We start from the raw sequence: 14,899 nt of genomic DNA, 5'->3' as shown, positions 1-14,899 counted from the left end.
TCAGTCACCCAGGTATTGAATGGTGATGTGGTATTTAAAGACGTGCTGTTCGATGCTTATCGGCACGCGCTTGCCTTTGCGGTTGATATAGGTGATTTCCGTGACCAGCTTCCCGCGCGCGTTACGCAGTTCGCGTTTGTCGCCGCGGTCGGTCAACGTCCACCCTTTTGGCAACTGCGGCAGCCATGCGCTAACCGGCCAGTGGCTGAGCATCACGTCGGCCAGTACCTGGCTGGCTGGCGGCAGTTGCGGAACCACCATCGACTGTTCCGCGCGCAGCCCTCTTTCATCATAGGTCACCAGGAACAGACGGATACCGACGGACGACAGGCCCGCCAGCGTGAGCTTTTTATCATCGGCATTAAGCATGACCAGCAGCGACTGGGTTTGGCCGTTGAAGCTGCCGGTGAGTAACTGCTGCGAGTCTATGGCCGGCGAGATGCCAGGCGGCGGCAACGTGACGCGCGTACCCGGTTCCAGCCACGCCTGCGGACGGCCTTTCGGCTCCGGCTGCGAATGGCTGCAGCCGGCCAGTAATAAGGCGGCGAGTAGCGCGAAGGCGCGCCAGAATGATGGTCTTATCATCGTCTTTTTTTCTCTTTTTTGGTCGGCATCGCCAGCGGCGAAAGCAGGAAGGCGGTGAAAATGCCGCTTACCAGAACAATACCAAAACTACTAATGGCCTGAGTGGCGCTAAAGACCAGCATGCCAAGCGTCAATAAGGTGGTCATCATTGCCAGCGTGACCGCCAGCAGCGATGTCAGCGGCGTGCCGCGCGGGTTGCTGAAAAACAGCGTGTAGTTAATGCCGATGCCCAGTACCAGCACCAGCGCCAGCAAGGAGAACAGGTTAACCGGGTGGCCGCTAAGCGCCAGCGCCGCCAGCCCGCAGCCCAGCGACAATACGGACGGCACCAGGCTTATTAGCCCTTTGCGCCAGCCAAGGCGGATAACGGCGCCACAGGCAATCACCGCCAGCGCAACGCCCAGCAGCCCGGTTAGAATGTGGCGATAGAGCGCGAACAGATCATCGAGGCTACTTTTACGATCTACCCATGCTATACCACCAGGAAACAGCTCGCTCAGCATGCCCACCTCTGCGCTGTTTCTCACGCCTTCAACCGGTACCAGCACGCCGCTTTCGCCATCCGGCAGCGTTAGCCACAGCAGCCGCCAGCCTTCGCTGGCCGGGCTGGCAAGCCAGTCATCGACCGTTACCGGCATGGCGCTGAGCTCGGGATTTACTGCTGGCATTCCGGCGTTTTGTAACGCTTTTGCTACCGCAGGCGCTGCATTTTTCAGTAACGTTAAATCCTGCTGCTGGCGTTTGAGTGAATTCAGCGGAATAGCGCGATATCCGCCGAGCAGGCCGTCGGTTTGCGCCTGCGTCAGCGCGGGTATAAATGCTTCCAGGCGCTCCAGCGTTTGCTGGGCGGATTCGCCGTAAACCACAAACCACTTCTGGTCGACGCTTTGTCCGGTGAGCGCAGTAATCGCTTTTTCCTGAGCCAGGATATCCTGCGGCAGCGCCTGGAGCTGCGAAATATCATCATCCACCCGCAGCGTCGCGAGCCCCGCCAGCGACAACAGCGCCAGCGCAACGGGAAGGCCGATGGACAGCTTTTTATTGCGCCGCCAGGCGGCGAGCCAGCGCAACAGCAACACCATCGCCGGCACCGGGCGTACAGGGAGCCCCCGGCATAGCCATGGATGCCAGAAAATTACCGTCAGGCATGAGGCGCTCAGGCCGACCGCCGCGAATAGCGCCATCTGGCGAATCGCTGGAAAGGGAGCCAGCATCATAATCAGATAAGCCGCCACGGTGGTGAGCAGCGCCAGCAGCAGCGCATGACGCACTTTGGCGAGGCTTTGCCACGGGGTTAATTCCGCGCCATGCACCATCCGTTCGGTCAGATAATAGAGCGTATAGTCGGCGGAGATGCCGATGATGCTCATGCTCATCACCAGAGTCATCAGATGCAGTTCGCCAAATAGCAGCAGCGTGACGACGGTGCCCGCCAGCGCGCCGATCGCAATGGAGAGCAGGCACAGTAGCAGTGGGCGCAGGGAGCGGAATACCGCCACAATCAGTAGGATCACGCCAAGCAGGGTGGCTACCCCAAGGGTGGAGATATCCTGTTTGGCCTGCTGGCTGGCGTAATCGCTGTAGAACACGGTGCCGCGTGACAATAGCTGCGCCTGCGGATGCTGCGTTTTCCACTGCTTCTCCAGCTCGCCGAGCGTAGTGACCAGCCGGTGCGTCTGCTGCATATCGAATGAGGAACCCGCCAGTTCGCCATGCAACAGATACCAGAGGTTGCCCTGGGCGTCTTTGGTCACCAGCCAGCCATCCTGCAGCTGCATCCGCTGGCCGCCTTTCGCCATCGCCAGCTGCGAGCCGCGCATCAGCATCAGCGGATCGTTTTGCAGTTCTTTGCCGCTGACGCCGGAAAATGCCGAATAGAGCTGCGAGAGGATCCATTGCGCCTGCGCTTCGCCGCCGTTTTGCAGGCGCGCGCGGGTAGCGGGGTCAATTAAACCGTTACGATGTTGCCAGAAAAACGCGCCCCAGGCCTGCTGGCTCTCAGCATCCATTGGGCCTTTTACCTCGGCCAGCGCTTTCGATGTTTGCAGCAGCCGCAGCCAGTCGCGGGCCACCTGCGGATCGGCCTGTTTACCGGGGCTGACCAGCCACACCAGTTGGCGGTCAAGACGCTGCATAAAACCGTCGTTCAGGCCAGGCGGGATTGCGCCAAGCGTCTGCTTCGGCAGCATAGCCAGTACGCTGCTGTTAAGCCGGGCCTGCGGCAGCAGCGCCAGCAGCGCGCCCGCCAGGATCAGGCAGACGATAGCCCATAACAGCGCAGGGCGTTTACTGGGCGGCAAAGCGTTGGCGTTCGTCATCGGTCAGTTGCGCTGGCGTCAGTTGATGTTGGGAAAGCGTAATATCGGTGCGATCGCCTTGTTTGTCGTTGAGCTGAATATGCTCCAGATAGGTTTTTCCGGCCAAATCGATGCGGGCAAAAATCTTATCCAGCGGCGTAGTGATGGGCGTCAGGCGCAGCGTCCACTGGCCTTCGCCTTTATCGGCAAATTCTACGCGGAAGTTCTCTTCCAGGACTTTACGATCAGCCTGGAACAGCGCGCGTAGCAAATGGTTGAACTGGAACATCTGCGGGTTGTTTTCAGCGGTGATGGTCTGCGGCGGCTGATCGTTAATTGCCTGCACCATCCGTTTGTCATCCAGCAACAGCTGCATTGGGAACGGCGAGGTTTGATCCCACAGTAAACCCTTATCACGGGCGATCAACATCTGTCCCTGGGATCGCAGCGGCTGCGGCAGATCCTTAATCGTGCGAACTTGATCGAAGTGGGCGCGCACCACCGGCTGTTCGGTAAAACGTTGTTGCAGGGTATCAAGCGTCAGGGCGCTGACCAACGGGCTGATAAACAGCCCTAACAGCAGCAGTAATCTCATGGCGTGACCCCCATGCGTTCAAACAGGATATTCGGGCTGACGAAACACATCTCGCGGCTATTTTCGTCCACCGCGACCTGGATGGTGTAGCCGGTGGTGGTACGTTTGCCGCTATCGGCATCAAAAATTTCGTAGCCAATGCGTAGACGGTTCTCAAACTCTTCTATCCGCGCGCGGACGCGAATGCGCTGCTCGAAGGTGATAACGTCGCGGTATTTCACGCGGGTATCGACCACCGGCCACAAATAACCAGAATCTTTCATCTGCCGGTAGCCGTAGTTGAACTGGTTAAGCAGCGCCTCACGGGCAATTTCGAAGTAGCGGAAATAGTTGCCATGCCACACGACACCCATCATATCGATGTCATGAAACGGAATTGTCAGCTCTACTTCAGCAGTAAAACGGGGATCGTTAAGCACCCTTTACTCCTTGTCTTTGGGATCCGGCAGATGCCAGAAATCGAAAAAGTTGAACCAGTCGAGCGGCGACTGCAGCGCGTAGTGTTCCAGCCGTTCGGCGTAGCGGTCGATGATGTGTTGCAATGCCTGCTGGCGTTCGGCGCGCGGCAGCAGCAGCGGATCGGCGAACGGTTCGCAGTAAATGCGTAGTTTGCTCTGTTGGCGTAGGGCGAAAATCAAATTAACCGGGCAGCGCAAAATGGCTGCCAGGATAAACGGCCCTTGTGGAAAGGGGGCGGCTTGCCCCATAAAACGGCTCCAGCAGACGCGCCATTCACCGCCGCGCTGCGGGTTAACCGCAATACGGTCGCCGACAATAGCGATCCATTCGCCGCGATCCAGCTTTTCTTGCAGCAGCATGGCGGTTTCCGGGCCGATATCGGTCACCGGCATCAGGTTCAGCCCGGCCTGAGGCGCCATCTCCGCCATAATTTGTTTAAAACGTTGCGCGTTTTCGCTGAACACCAGGGCGTTGATGGTTTTGCTGCCCTGCAGTTGCGCCAGCGCGCGGCAGGCTTCGACATCGCCGAGATGCGAGGCCAGCAGTAGTTTTCCTCGCGGGTCGCTAATATTTAGCGTCTCCTCGGCGCCTGCGGCAAAGACCACGTCGCGACCAAACTGTAACTCGCCGCGCCAGCTGGCGATTTTATCCAGCATCGCCTCGCCAAAGCGCAGGAAATGCCGGTAGCTGGTCAGAGTTGGCGGTAACGGCATCTGGCGCGCGGAGAGCTGTTCGCGCGCGCGGGTTATCCATTGTTGCGACGCGCGGCGCGCCGTCGCGGCCGTCAGCCAGTACACACCGACTACCGGATAAAGCAGCAACGAGAATGCCTTGCGCCCCAGCAGTCGCCACACCAGCAGCATCAGGCGCATTCCCCATAATCCTTTTACCTCCTGCTGGCGCGCCCAGTGCGGCGAGGCGCGGCGAAACAGCAGGGAGGGGATCCGCGGCAGCATGCCGAGGAACAGACGCGTGTGCATCAGCGAGATGCGGCAGTTATCTTTGAAGGCATCAAAATGCGACAAACCGTCCGGTGGATAGGTCACGCAGGTCGGAATAAAGTAGCTGGTGTTCCCCTGCCAGTAGAGGCGCACCATCACTTCGGTATCGAAATCCATGCGCTGGCCGAGCGTCACGCGCTGCGCCAGCCGCAGCGTTGGCATCACCGGATAGACGCGAAAGCCGCACATGCTGTCTTTCAACTGCAGTGATAGCGTTTCAATCCATACCCAGATGTGGGTTATCCAGCGCCCGTACAGGCGCGAACGCGGGATGGAGTCGTCGTAAATCGGCTGCCCGGAAATTAACGCTTCGGGATGGGCCTGCGCCAGCGCCAACAGTTGCGGAATATCTTCGATGGCGTGCTGACCATCGGCATCGACCTGCACCGCGTGGCTGAACCCAGCTTCCGCAGCGGCCTGTAGTCCATGGATCACCGCAGCGCCTTTGCCTGCGTTCCGAGGTAAGCGGATTAGGGTCAGATTGGCAGTTTCCGCCGCCAGCCGATCCAACTGCTGCCGCGTGCTGGTATCGCTGCCGTCGTCCACCACGATGCAAGGCAGGCCAAAGGGCTGCAGGCGCGCCAGCACTCGCGGCATCATTGCGCCGTGGTTATAGCAGGGGATCAGCACGCAGGGAGAGAAATCTAACGGCATAAGCGAATTTTCCCGCTGCTGGCGGTGTGTCGCGCTTCGCCGTCGTGGCGCAGATAGCTAAACGTAAGAGTCTGGCGCGCTTCCTGCCAGTTGAGGGCGAGCGTAACGGTTGTGTCCGGCAATAGCGGCGACTGAAACTTCACGTTCTGAACGCTGTGAAAACGCCAGCCGGGGGCCAGCAGCGTGGTGGCGTAATGCATCGCCCAGTCCATCTGCGCGACGCCGGGTAGTAGCGGCTGCACGGCAAAATGGCCGCGAAACCAGAATAGCGCCGGATCGAGATATAGCACGATTTCAACCCGATCGGCTTGCGGCTGACGGCGCTCAATTTCATGGGGCTTCACGAAATAACTCCTGTAATTGCGCGTAGACACGCTTGTTCATGCTGTTAACGGGGAGCTCGTCAATCACCCGCCAGTAACGAGGGATAGCCACAGGCTCCAGCAAGGCGCGCAGCGCTTTCCGCCACTGTAATTCCTGGCTTTTCCCCCAGCGGCGGCGGGTATCGTCGTCCAGCACTAACAACGCGCCAACGCTCTGGCGGCTGCCGCGGGTAATCGGCACGACGGCGGCCTCAAGAATGCCATCCAGCTCCAGTAATCGGTGTTCCACTTCGCTTAGTGAAATGCGCTTCTCTTCAATTTTAACCACCCGGTCGCGACGACCTGCCAGCTGGAATTGACCACTTTCATTGAATTGCAGAATGTCATCGACAACCAGGCCGTTATCGTCGGCGATTAGCGGCGAAAAAAGACGGAATGTGTCGCCATGCGGCTGAAAACGGATGCCGGTGAACGGCTGCCATGGCGTGTCATCCTGCAGGCGCTGACGGCAGGCGATAACCCCGCTTTCCGTGCTGCCGTAGATTTCATCCGGCCAGACTGCAAGCCAGCTGGCGGTTTGCATCGCATCCTGCCAGAGCAGCTTGCCGCCGGCGGACAAAATCATCGTGACCGGTGGTGGGGGCAACTGGCGATCGAGACGTTTGAGGAAAGCCGGACTGCTGATAAACAAATAATGATGATCATGGCTTAATGCCGCCAACTGCTCGGCGTACTCAATCATCGCCGCGTGCAGCGGCAAACCCAGCGCCATTGGCAAAAACAGGCGGAACGTCAGGCCATATAAATGCTGTGGCGCGACCGATGCCACTACTCTGATATCTGCCAGGCGTCCGGCATAGTGCGCGGCTAATAGCGCCGCTTCGCGGTCGAGACTATTAACGGGTTTAATAATCCGCTTCGGTTCGCCGGTCGAGCCGGAAGTGAACAGCTCAATGCCGGCATTATCGCCGATCGCCGGGAAGGCGTATTCGTGGGGGGCGGTCGTCATGGCGGAATGCACAACCTGTACCGGCCCGCGCCACGCCAGCGCCTTATCGCTCAATATGCCGTCGAAAAGCGCCCGCTGTTCGTTTAATAGCGACGCTCGGCTATGGCCAGGGAGCACAGGCGTTTTCCCCGCATGCAGCGTGGCCAACAGCGCAACCATAAACAGGTAGCTGTTGTCAAAACAGAGCGCCCAGCGCTCGCCTGGCTGCTGTTGCAAGCAGGAAAGCAAATGAGCGACATCGTAGCGCAGATGCGCCAGCGTCCAGCGGCGCTCTTCCTGCCACGCAATCAGAGTTTGCGGCGGGCGCGGGGCGCTGAGCCACTGGGCCAGCGTGAGGGGCTGCATCATGGTTTATCTCGTTTAATCACCCGCTGACGCACCAGCCACTCGCCGGCCATCAACATCCCTATTAGCAGATAGGAAATCATGCCGTTCCAGGCCGTCCACAGCGACATGTCGCCATGCAGCGCGGTAAATAGCGCAATACCGCCGTTGCCAACGAAAAAGGCGCACCAGATTTGGGTAACCCGGCGGGTGTAACGCACCGCACGTTCAGGAAGAGCCGGTTCCCGCAGCCGCGCCAGGCGCTCGACTATCGGCATGCTTGACCACAACGAGCCGCCAAACACTGCCAGCATCACAGTGTTCACTACCACCGGATAAAACAGCAGCAACTGATGGGTTTTTAGCAGATAGCTGGCAATGCACAGCGTCATGCCGGTTGCCGCTACGACCTGAGTGACCACGTTCAGCGGCCCCGCCTGTCGCCGGGTCTGGCGAAAGCGTAAAAACAGCAGTAGCGCCATTAACGGTAGTAACCATTGCAGACTGTTATGCGCCAGGCCAAACCAGACTAAAAACGGCCAGGCCAGCAGCATTACCCCTGTCATTAACGGAACGACCGGCAGCGAGCGGATGCCCGACACGGTGAATTACGCTTCTTTCAGTAAGTGTTCTACCGCATCGACGACATCCTGCACGGTGCGTACGGTTTTAAACTCTTCTGGCTTGATTTTCTTACCGATTTTCTTTTGCAGATGGACGATCATGTCGATGGCGTCGATGCTGTCCAGTTCGAGATCTTCGTACAGGCGGGCCTCAGGTTTAATATCCTGCGGATCGATTTCAAATACCTTCACCAGCAGCGAGGAGACTTCTTCGTAAATGGCTTGTTGTTCGGTCATGACGGTTCTCCTCAGGCACGCTGCGCTTGAATAAATGATGCCAGCGTGGCGACGGAGAAGAAGTGCTGGCGCATCTCTTCGCTTTCAGCCGACAGCACCACGCCATACTGATTTTTCACCGCCAGCCCCAGCTCCAGCGCATCGATGGAGTCCAGACCCAGGCCATCGCCAAACAGCGCGGCGTCGGTGTCGATATCATCTGCGGACAACTCGTCCAGGTTCAATGTACTGATTATCAGATTCTTAATTTCAAGATAAAGCGCTTGCATCATTAATTCCTGTTTCAGGTGTAGTGCCTGATTCTAATTTAAGCAAAATATGCCGGTTTAACTGCCGTGCGGCCAGCGCCGGTTCTTGTTTATTTGCCTCGTAAAACTGGTCTATCCGCAGCCGTTCTCCGACTTCGACGGTAAATAACGGCTTCGTTCGCGGCGCGTCGTACCACTTGCTCTGTTTACCCAGCATATGCTCGGTACAACGGATGATGACGACGCGCAAGTCGCTGCCGCAGCGCACGGCGATATTGGCCGCGCCGCGCTGCAGCTGCATTTTTTCCCCCGGCACCGTTCGGGTTCCTTCCGGGAAAATCAAAATAGTATCGCCCTGCTGTAAGCGCTGCCGGCTGGCCGGGAGCAGGGCATCGGCCCGATCGTTAATTAAATAATCTGCCGCGCGGATCACGCCGCTGACAAATGGGTTTTTCAGCAACGCGCTTTTCACCAGACAGTCGGTCTCCGGCATCACCGAGGCCAGCATCACGTAGTCGATAAGGCTGGGATGATTAGCGACCACCAGGCAACCGCGCTCCTGATGTAAAATATCGCGTCCTTTGATCTGGTAATCGAGTACGCCGACGCCTTTTACCACGCCGAGAAAACAGCGGAAACTGAGCGAAATACTGCGCCGTGCTATACGGCGGCGTCGGGCCTTATCGCGCACCAGGACCAGCAATAGATTGAACCAGACGACAGAGAGCAGCAGCCCGCCAAGGCCAAACAGCGCGAAACAAACACCGGTCATTGCCGCGCGCCAGAGCCGATTGAGCCGACACAGAAGCGCGTTCATGAACGGCTCCATTGCCACTGCACGCGTTCTCCTGGCAGCGTGAATGCGCGCGCATTTTGCAAATAATACTGTAAAAACAACAGGCTTTGCGGCAGCGCAATCTCTTCGACTGCATCATGGCGTTGTGCTTTACACTGCCATTCGCTTCCCGCTTCAATGACCCACGCCACCGAGTAGGGCCAGGTTGGCATCGTTGGTGGTAGCTGCGAGTGATAAAACTCCGGCAGAAAACCATCGAAATCAACCATCAAGATGCGCTGATAGCCCGCCTGTAGTAGAGCCATCGCTTCATATAAACCCTGCTGGAAAGTATCGCGACCGGCAGAAAGGGATGACGACGCAATGGGTTTTTTCGCCGCAATCGTCAAATTACCGACGGCGGAATTATGTACCGACAAGGCGAAATCGGTAGGCGAGACCGCCTGCTCCATCGCCAGGGCGTGGAGGATCCGATAGTTACGCTCTAGTTCACCGTGACGGCTGGTATAGAGCACAGCATCGATCGCATGGCGGCGCAGCATCGCCAGCCCACACTCCACGGCTAGCCTGCTGCCGGAGCTAAGTCGGCGGGCGGTCATCATCGGTAATTCGCTAAGTTTGGCCGGCGCTGCGGCTGGATCGATGGCGTGCAAATGCTGTGACCACCGTTGCCACTGCTCGGTGCCACTGACTCCAGGCGCGAAGGCCTGCCAATCAACTATGTTAAATGAAAATGTCATCTACACGCGTCCGCGAAAAATCAATTATTTTTCTGACATATCAACAAGGTATGTCCAACGCCCAAATTATCGTGACGTTGTTCTACCCGGAAACCCGCCATTTCCAGATAGCGATAAAACTTCTCTACGCTGTAGAAACGACTGTTGCCGTTGGCCATACAGGTAAAGTAGAGCGAAGACGCATTCAGACTAAATGATGCTGCTTCAAACTTTTGCGCATCCCAGAACAGCTCCAGAATACACAGGCGCGCGCCGGGTTTCATGACCTGCGCGACGTTACTGAGTAGCGTGATAATTTGTTCCGGGGAAAAGCAGTCAAGGAACTGGCTCATCCACCAGATATCCGCCTCTCCTGGTAAGGGGGCGTCACTCAGCATATCCACAGCATGACAGTCAATGCGGTGGGTAAGGCCCGCATTTTCTATATTTTCGCGGGCCAGCGCAATTTGTTGTGGCAAATCTAATAACGTAATCGCGATATTTTCATCATACTGGCAGCAGCGTAGCGCCCACTTACCGGTATTTCCGCCGACATCGTACAGGGTTGCGGGTCGGCTGGCGAATACATGTGGCAGCGCGGCGCTAAAGGCACCGTCGGAATAGTGATGATCGAAAGCAAACCAGCTTTTACGCGCCGCTTGCGGAAGTTGCGATAATGCCGGGTAAATCGTTGGCCACTCACCAAAAACTTTTAAACCAGATGGTTTACCTTCCTGTAACGCATTTTCCAGAAAGAATAATCCCTGATAACAAACGTCCTGAGTAAAATCCATATTTACACGGGTCATCGTATCATGGAGTAAGAAATGTCCCACTTTAGCGAGGTAATAGCGTTCTTCTTTATAGGTAACAATACGCCCGCTTAATCCCATATCCAGCAAAACGCCTACAGCATATTCATTTCCCTCACAATTTTCGCTAATTGCTTCAAGGGTTGCGCCGCGTTTACCTTGCCGATCGAGATAATCCAGGATGCCTGAGTTACGCAGACATAACGCGGTTTGAAAGAGCATAGGGGCGAAAGCGATGCGTTGCGCTTCCGTGATAGCATCCAGTGCGCTAAGAGAGTCCTGTTGGTACACGTTCGGCACAACCTTTTTCAATCAATGAGAGGGGAACGGGCCAATACTGGCCCGTTGAGGAGTTACTTCTGCAATGCCGTATTAGCGGCGAGGGTAACCTGAATATCTTTATCGAGATTGTGCACCCAGCGATTATAGTTTCTATGAATCTTTCCGCCGGAAGCCATTAGATTAAGGCTGCTCACGTAATTAATAGAATAGCTTGTTGCTGAGTAGTTAATTTTAATATCCGCGGAGTGGGCTCGGTTTTGCAAATGCCCTTTGATAACGCCAGGACCTGCATCGGACATAATCCATTCACGTTGAATACCCGCCTGGAGAATAGCATTCTTGACCTGAGCTTCGGTATGGCCCGCGCTAACCGTAGTCTGGACCTGTTCAATCGGCGCAGTGCGCGCGCAACCCGCCAGCGCGCCGACAACCGTGGCGGCAACAATCCAATGAATAACCTTTTTCATGAATACTCCCTATCGATATATTTGTTGAGAAAATACTTAGGTCAATGTCAAAAATAATAATATCGTCGTGATGTCGTGTTTTTATTCAGGTTGTTTATTTAATTTGTTTTACTTTAAAAATGTGACAAATAAATATCCTAATGTTATAGGAATGCTGATTTTTGGATAAAGCGACGGCGCAGGTACGCTGCGGGGTGAAGTATAAGTAAATTAACTCCGCTTAATCAATGAATATAATCGGTAAGTTATGTCTTAATTTTACGCATTTTAAATCGCCAATCGCCGTTGATTTATTGCCAGGGTAATATTGCGGCTAAGGGCTGCTTTTCTGTACACGTCGTGGTAATAGTGAAGCGTGTCGTATCAATTTGGTGGAACCTAATGCCTGAACCCGTCGCCGAACCGGCGCTCAGTGGACTGCGCCTCAATCTGCGGATTGTCTCCGTCGTAATTTTTAACTTTGCCAGCTATCTCACTATCGGCCTGCCGTTGGCGGTTCTGCCAGGCTACGTTCACGATGTGATGGGGTTTAGCGCCTTCTGGGCCGGGCTGGTGATTAGTCTGCAGTATTTCGCCACGCTGTTGAGCCGACCGCACGCCGGGCGCTACGCCGATCTGCTTGGACCGAAAAAGATTGTCGTTTTCGGCCTTTGCGGCTGTTTCCTGAGTGGTTTGAGCTATCTGCTGGCGGCCTGGAGTAGCGGCTGGCCGTTGCTGAGTCTGCTGCTGTTATGTCTGGGACGAGCGATCCTCGGCATTGGCCAGAGCTTCGCCGGCACGGGCTCGACGCTATGGGGTGTAGGCGTTGTCGGCTCGCTGCATATCGGGCGGGTGATTTCGTGGAACGGCATTGTGACCTACGGCGCGATGGCGATGGGCGCGCCGCTGGGCGTGCTGTGCTATTCATATATTGGCCTCGGCGGCCTGGCGATGGTCATTATGGCGGTCGCTTTGGTGGCTATCCTCTGCGCGCTACCGCGAACGGCGGTGAAAGCGACGAAAGGTAAAGCGATGTCATTTCGCGCGGTGCTCGGCCGGGTTTGGCCTTACGGCATGGCGCTGGCGTTGGCTTCTGCCGGCTTCGGGGTGATCGCGACCTTTATAACTCTGTTTTATGACGCAAAAGGCTGGGACGGCGCGGCCTTTGCGTTAACGCTGTTCAGCTGCGCGTTTGTCGGCACGCGGCTGCTTTTTCCCAACGGTATTAACCGCCTCGGCGGCCTGAACGTGGCGATGCTCTGTTTTAGCGTGGAGGTTATTGGCCTGCTGCTGGTGGGCTTTGCACAAACGCCGCTGATGGCGAAAGTCGGGACTTTCCTCACCGGCGCGGGGTTCTCGCTGGTTTTCCCTGCGCTCGGCGTAGTCGCAGTAAAAGCAGTACCGCAGCACAATCAGGGCTCGGCGCTGGCGACCTATACCGTATTTATGGATTTGTCGTTGGGAGTGACCGGGCCGTTGGCCGGTCTTTTGATGGCGTGGACCGGGATACCAACGATTTATTTGGCGGCGGCAGGGCTGGTGATGGCGGCGCTACTGCTGGGCTGGCGGTTAAAAAAACGGCCCCCGGTGGTTGAACCGGAGGCCGCTGCATCAGGGCAATAAAATTAGTTAATGACCAGCGTGTTGACGATGCTTTCCGCTTCGGTCTGCGCCTGCTGCTGGTTGTCCGCTGGCAGAGTGACCTGCAGGGTCAGCAGTTTGTCATCGACTTTACCGAGCAGCACGGAGGACCATGCGGTCTGCCCTTTGGCGGAAATAATGCTGTCCAGTTGCTGTAAGGTGTGGCCTTTGATCTCAATCGATTTGTTAGACACGACCTGCAGCTGCGGGTCGCGGCTGCGCTGCTGATCTTCCAGACGTTTGGACAGCACCGCCAGATCTTCATTAGTGCTGTCGCCGACGATCACAATCACCGCTTTCTGGCCGGTGGCGTCGGAATAGACGTGCATATTGTTGGCCTGGGTGCCGAGCTTACCGCTCTGGTCGGCCATACCTGCCGGCAGAGTGAAGCTCAGTTTACCATCCAGCAGGCTAATCGCCTGGCCGCTGGTGTTGCTCTCTGCTGCTGCCCCGACGGTCGGCGCTTTTGAATCGCTGTTATCACAGGCCGCAAGCCCCATAACCAGCAGGCCAATACCGACATATTTAACCAAATTGCGCATTGACATCTTCCTTTCGATAAACGGCCATTAACGGCTCATCCGGTTATCTTATCACAACCGTTAGCGAGTACCTTTAACCTGGCTGCAATGCCGACAAATCAGATTTATCCGCCAGTCTTTTCAACAGCATATTCAACAGCACGCCGTACATCGGCAAGAAGAAGACGATGCTGATAAGTACTTTGAAGCAGTAGTCGACGGTGGCGATTTCCCCCCAGTGGGCGGCCATAAACGGATCCGGGCTGCGCCAGAAGGCGATGAAGAAGAAGGCCAGGGTATCGCTGACGTTACCGAACAGGGTCGACGCCGTCGGCGCCAGCCACCAGCGACGATTCTGACGCAGGCGGTTGAAGACGTGGACGTCGAGAATTTGCCCCAGCGCATAGGCCATAAAGCTGGCGGCGGCGATACGGGCGACGAACAGATTAAAGGTGCCCAGCGCGGCAAAGCCCTGCCACTCGCCCATATAAAACAGCGCCGAAATGCCATAGGAAATAATCAGCGCCGGGATCATCACCGCGAAGATGATGCGTCGCGCCAGCGGGGCGCCAAAAATGCGCACCGTCAGATCGGTGGCGAGAAAAATAAAGGGAAAACTGAACGCGCCCCAGGTGGTATGGAAACCAAAAATGGAGATCGGCAGCTGGACCAGATAGTTGCTGGAGGTGATCACCAGCAGATGAAATAGCGAAAGCCAGACGAGCGCTTTCTTACGCTGTACGGTAGTAAAGAGATTCATATTGTGACCTTTTTATGCCCGTCATGCTTCATATCAATGAAGGAATCGGGAGCGGAACGTTGGGGTGAGGGAACCCAATTAAAAACGGCTGCATGATACTGCGTTGAGAGCGTAATGCAATGGTTGTTTTTCGTGCAAACGTTAACCTGGCTTGCGTACTGGCGAAGTGGGGGTAAACTAGGGCCGTTTTGTTGAAGTGAGATAAAAATGAGCGAACTTTTCTCCAGTCCTGACCATACGCTGGACGCCCTTGGGCTCCGCTGCCCGGAGCCGGTGATGATGGTGCGTAAAACCGTGCGTACCATGCCGGTGGGCGAGACCCTGCTGATCATTGCCGACGACCCGGCGACGACCCGCGATATCCCCGGTTTTTGCCTCTTTATGGAGCATGAACTGGTGGCGCAGGAGACCGAAGCCCTGCCGTACCGCTATTTAATCCGCAAAAGCCACTGAACCCATCCCGGATGGTCTGGAACCGTAGCCCTGCTAAGCGCAGCGCGAGCAGGGAATATCCCCGGATGGCGGCGCGTTGCGCCTTATCCGGGCTACCTAACGCTCAGAACCGTA

At 56.4% G+C, this 14,899-nt stretch carries 18 protein-coding genes; 2 read left to right on the top strand and 16 right to left on the bottom strand.

Annotated features, from left to right (window positions below; translation table 11 throughout):
* From ABLV17_RS19385 to ABLV17_RS19320, 14 genes are all read right to left on the bottom strand, one after another.
* The gene (locus ABLV17_RS19385) at window positions 1-585 is read right to left on the bottom strand and encodes a DUF3261 domain-containing protein (RefSeq protein WP_087859025.1); all 585 of its coding nucleotides are present in this window, start codon (window positions 583-585) and stop codon (window positions 1-3) included.
* Window positions 582-2,903: an MMPL family transporter gene (locus ABLV17_RS19380; protein ID WP_308957684.1), complete on the bottom strand. Its 2,322-nt coding sequence runs from the start codon at window positions 2,901-2,903 to the stop codon at window positions 582-584. The genes ABLV17_RS19385 and ABLV17_RS19380 overlap by 4 nt, the downstream gene beginning before the upstream one ends.
* Window positions 2,872-3,477 carry an outer membrane lipoprotein carrier protein LolA gene (locus ABLV17_RS19375; protein ID WP_113373975.1) on the bottom strand — a complete coding sequence of 202 codons (606 nt, stop codon included), beginning with the start codon at window positions 3,475-3,477 and terminating at the stop codon, window positions 2,872-2,874. Before ABLV17_RS19375 ends, ABLV17_RS19380 begins: the two co-directional genes overlap by 32 nt.
* Complete coding sequence (locus ABLV17_RS19370) at window positions 3,474-3,896, bottom strand: thioesterase family protein (RefSeq protein ID WP_113373974.1); 423 nt, start codon at window positions 3,894-3,896, stop codon at window positions 3,474-3,476. The genes ABLV17_RS19375 and ABLV17_RS19370 overlap by 4 nt, the downstream gene beginning before the upstream one ends.
* Window positions 3,897-3,899: 3 nt before the next feature.
* Complete coding sequence (locus ABLV17_RS19365; protein ID WP_308957685.1) at window positions 3,900-5,591, bottom strand: glycosyltransferase; 1,692 nt, start codon at window positions 5,589-5,591, stop codon at window positions 3,900-3,902.
* Complete coding sequence (locus ABLV17_RS19360) at window positions 5,582-5,935, bottom strand: hydroxymyristoyl-ACP dehydratase (protein ID WP_087859030.1); 354 nt, start codon at window positions 5,933-5,935, stop codon at window positions 5,582-5,584. The genes ABLV17_RS19365 and ABLV17_RS19360 overlap by 10 nt, the downstream gene beginning before the upstream one ends.
* Window positions 5,922-7,271: an AMP-binding protein gene (locus ABLV17_RS19355; protein WP_087859031.1), complete on the bottom strand. Its 1,350-nt coding sequence runs from the start codon at window positions 7,269-7,271 to the stop codon at window positions 5,922-5,924. Before ABLV17_RS19355 ends, ABLV17_RS19360 begins: the two co-directional genes overlap by 14 nt.
* Window positions 7,268-7,849 carry a hypothetical protein gene (locus ABLV17_RS19350; RefSeq protein ID WP_087859032.1) on the bottom strand — a complete coding sequence of 194 codons (582 nt, stop codon included), beginning with the start codon at window positions 7,847-7,849 and terminating at the stop codon, window positions 7,268-7,270. Before ABLV17_RS19350 ends, ABLV17_RS19355 begins: the two co-directional genes overlap by 4 nt.
* Window positions 7,850-7,855: 6 nt before the next feature.
* Window positions 7,856-8,107, bottom strand: coding sequence for an acyl carrier protein (locus ABLV17_RS19345; protein ID WP_047047899.1), 252 nt, complete (start codon window positions 8,105-8,107; stop codon window positions 7,856-7,858).
* Window positions 8,108-8,118: 11 nt separating this feature from the next.
* The gene (locus ABLV17_RS19340; RefSeq protein ID WP_045397051.1) at window positions 8,119-8,376 is read right to left on the bottom strand and encodes a phosphopantetheine-binding protein; all 258 of its coding nucleotides are present in this window, start codon (window positions 8,374-8,376) and stop codon (window positions 8,119-8,121) included.
* Entirely contained in the window at window positions 8,357-9,172 is an 816-nt protein-coding gene (locus tag ABLV17_RS19335) for a lysophospholipid acyltransferase family protein (RefSeq protein WP_213317322.1), read from the bottom strand. Before ABLV17_RS19335 ends, ABLV17_RS19340 begins: the two co-directional genes overlap by 20 nt.
* A complete protein-coding gene (locus ABLV17_RS19330) occupies window positions 9,169-9,891 on the bottom strand; it encodes a beta-ketoacyl synthase chain length factor (RefSeq protein ID WP_113373970.1) in 723 nt (240 codons plus the stop codon). Before ABLV17_RS19330 ends, ABLV17_RS19335 begins: the two co-directional genes overlap by 4 nt.
* 20 nt (window positions 9,892-9,911) lie before the next feature.
* Window positions 9,912-10,973 (bottom strand): class I SAM-dependent methyltransferase, encoded by a 1,062-nt coding sequence (locus ABLV17_RS19325; protein WP_348854551.1) that lies wholly within the window; start codon window positions 10,971-10,973, stop codon window positions 9,912-9,914.
* A 62-nt stretch (window positions 10,974-11,035) separates the two neighbouring features.
* Window positions 11,036-11,431, bottom strand: coding sequence for a hypothetical protein (locus ABLV17_RS19320; protein WP_113373969.1), 396 nt, complete (start codon window positions 11,429-11,431; stop codon window positions 11,036-11,038).
* A gap of 381 nt (window positions 11,432-11,812) precedes the next feature.
* Here ABLV17_RS19320 and ABLV17_RS19315 point away from each other — a divergent pair, with 381 nt between their 5' ends.
* Window positions 11,813-13,033, top strand: coding sequence for an MFS transporter (locus ABLV17_RS19315; RefSeq protein ID WP_308957686.1), 1,221 nt, complete (start codon window positions 11,813-11,815; stop codon window positions 13,031-13,033).
* A 2-nt stretch (window positions 13,034-13,035) separates the two neighbouring features.
* Here the strand turns inward: ABLV17_RS19315 and ABLV17_RS19310 are convergent, their stop codons facing one another.
* Both ABLV17_RS19310 and ABLV17_RS19305 read right to left on the bottom strand, forming a co-directional pair.
* Entirely contained in the window at window positions 13,036-13,593 is a 558-nt protein-coding gene (locus ABLV17_RS19310) for a DcrB family lipoprotein (protein ID WP_045397026.1), read from the bottom strand.
* Between the two features lie 73 nt (window positions 13,594-13,666).
* Window positions 13,667-14,332, bottom strand: coding sequence for a 7-cyano-7-deazaguanine/7-aminomethyl-7-deazaguanine transporter (locus ABLV17_RS19305; RefSeq protein ID WP_308957687.1), 666 nt, complete (start codon window positions 14,330-14,332; stop codon window positions 13,667-13,669).
* A 207-nt stretch (window positions 14,333-14,539) separates the two neighbouring features.
* On the opposite strand from ABLV17_RS19305, the gene tusA reads away from it, so the two are divergent.
* On the top strand, window positions 14,540-14,785 hold the full coding sequence (tusA, locus tag ABLV17_RS19300; protein WP_015703711.1) for a sulfurtransferase TusA: 246 nt from the start codon (window positions 14,540-14,542) through the stop codon (window positions 14,783-14,785).
* Window positions 14,786-14,899 lie beyond the last annotated feature (114 nt).

Origin of the sequence: Klebsiella sp. CN_Kp091 (assembly GCF_040065095.1) — a bacterium.
Lineage (GTDB): Bacteria > Pseudomonadota > Gammaproteobacteria > Enterobacterales > Enterobacteriaceae > Klebsiella > Klebsiella aerogenes.
The sequence above is the reverse complement of the archived record's forward strand: the minus strand, read 5'-3'. Positions and strand labels throughout refer to the sequence as shown.

What these genes read in the sequence shown, in the direction of transcription:
- ABLV17_RS19385 (WP_087859025.1), bottom strand. Translation starts at nt 585, where the DNA reads ATGATAAGACCATCATTCTGGCGCGCCTTCGCGCTACTCGCCGCCTTA.
- ABLV17_RS19380 (WP_308957684.1), bottom strand. Translation starts at nt 2,903, where the DNA reads ATGACGAACGCCAACGCTTTGCCGCCCAGTAAACGCCCTGCGCTGTTA.
- ABLV17_RS19375 (WP_113373975.1), bottom strand. Translation starts at nt 3,477, where the DNA reads ATGAGATTACTGCTGCTGTTAGGGCTGTTTATCAGCCCGTTGGTCAGC.
- ABLV17_RS19365 (WP_308957685.1), bottom strand. Translation starts at nt 5,591, where the DNA reads ATGCCGTTAGATTTCTCTCCCTGCGTGCTGATCCCCTGCTATAACCAC.
- ABLV17_RS19355 (WP_087859031.1), bottom strand. Translation starts at nt 7,271, where the DNA reads ATGATGCAGCCCCTCACGCTGGCCCAGTGGCTCAGCGCCCCGCGCCCG.
- ABLV17_RS19345 (WP_047047899.1), bottom strand. Translation starts at nt 8,107, where the DNA reads ATGACCGAACAACAAGCCATTTACGAAGAAGTCTCCTCGCTGCTGGTG.
- ABLV17_RS19340 (WP_045397051.1), bottom strand. Translation starts at nt 8,376, where the DNA reads ATGCAAGCGCTTTATCTTGAAATTAAGAATCTGATAATCAGTACATTG.
- ABLV17_RS19335 (WP_213317322.1), bottom strand. Translation starts at nt 9,172, where the DNA reads ATGAACGCGCTTCTGTGTCGGCTCAATCGGCTCTGGCGCGCGGCAATG.
- ABLV17_RS19330 (WP_113373970.1), bottom strand. Translation starts at nt 9,891, where the DNA reads ATGACATTTTCATTTAACATAGTTGATTGGCAGGCCTTCGCGCCTGGA.
- ABLV17_RS19320 (WP_113373969.1), bottom strand. Translation starts at nt 11,431, where the DNA reads ATGAAAAAGGTTATTCATTGGATTGTTGCCGCCACGGTTGTCGGCGCG.
- ABLV17_RS19315 (WP_308957686.1), top strand. Translation starts at nt 11,813, where the DNA reads ATGCCTGAACCCGTCGCCGAACCGGCGCTCAGTGGACTGCGCCTCAAT.
- ABLV17_RS19310 (WP_045397026.1), bottom strand. Translation starts at nt 13,593, where the DNA reads ATGCGCAATTTGGTTAAATATGTCGGTATTGGCCTGCTGGTTATGGGG.
- ABLV17_RS19305 (WP_308957687.1), bottom strand. Translation starts at nt 14,332, where the DNA reads ATGAATCTCTTTACTACCGTACAGCGTAAGAAAGCGCTCGTCTGGCTT.
- tusA (WP_015703711.1), top strand. Translation starts at nt 14,540, where the DNA reads ATGAGCGAACTTTTCTCCAGTCCTGACCATACGCTGGACGCCCTTGGG.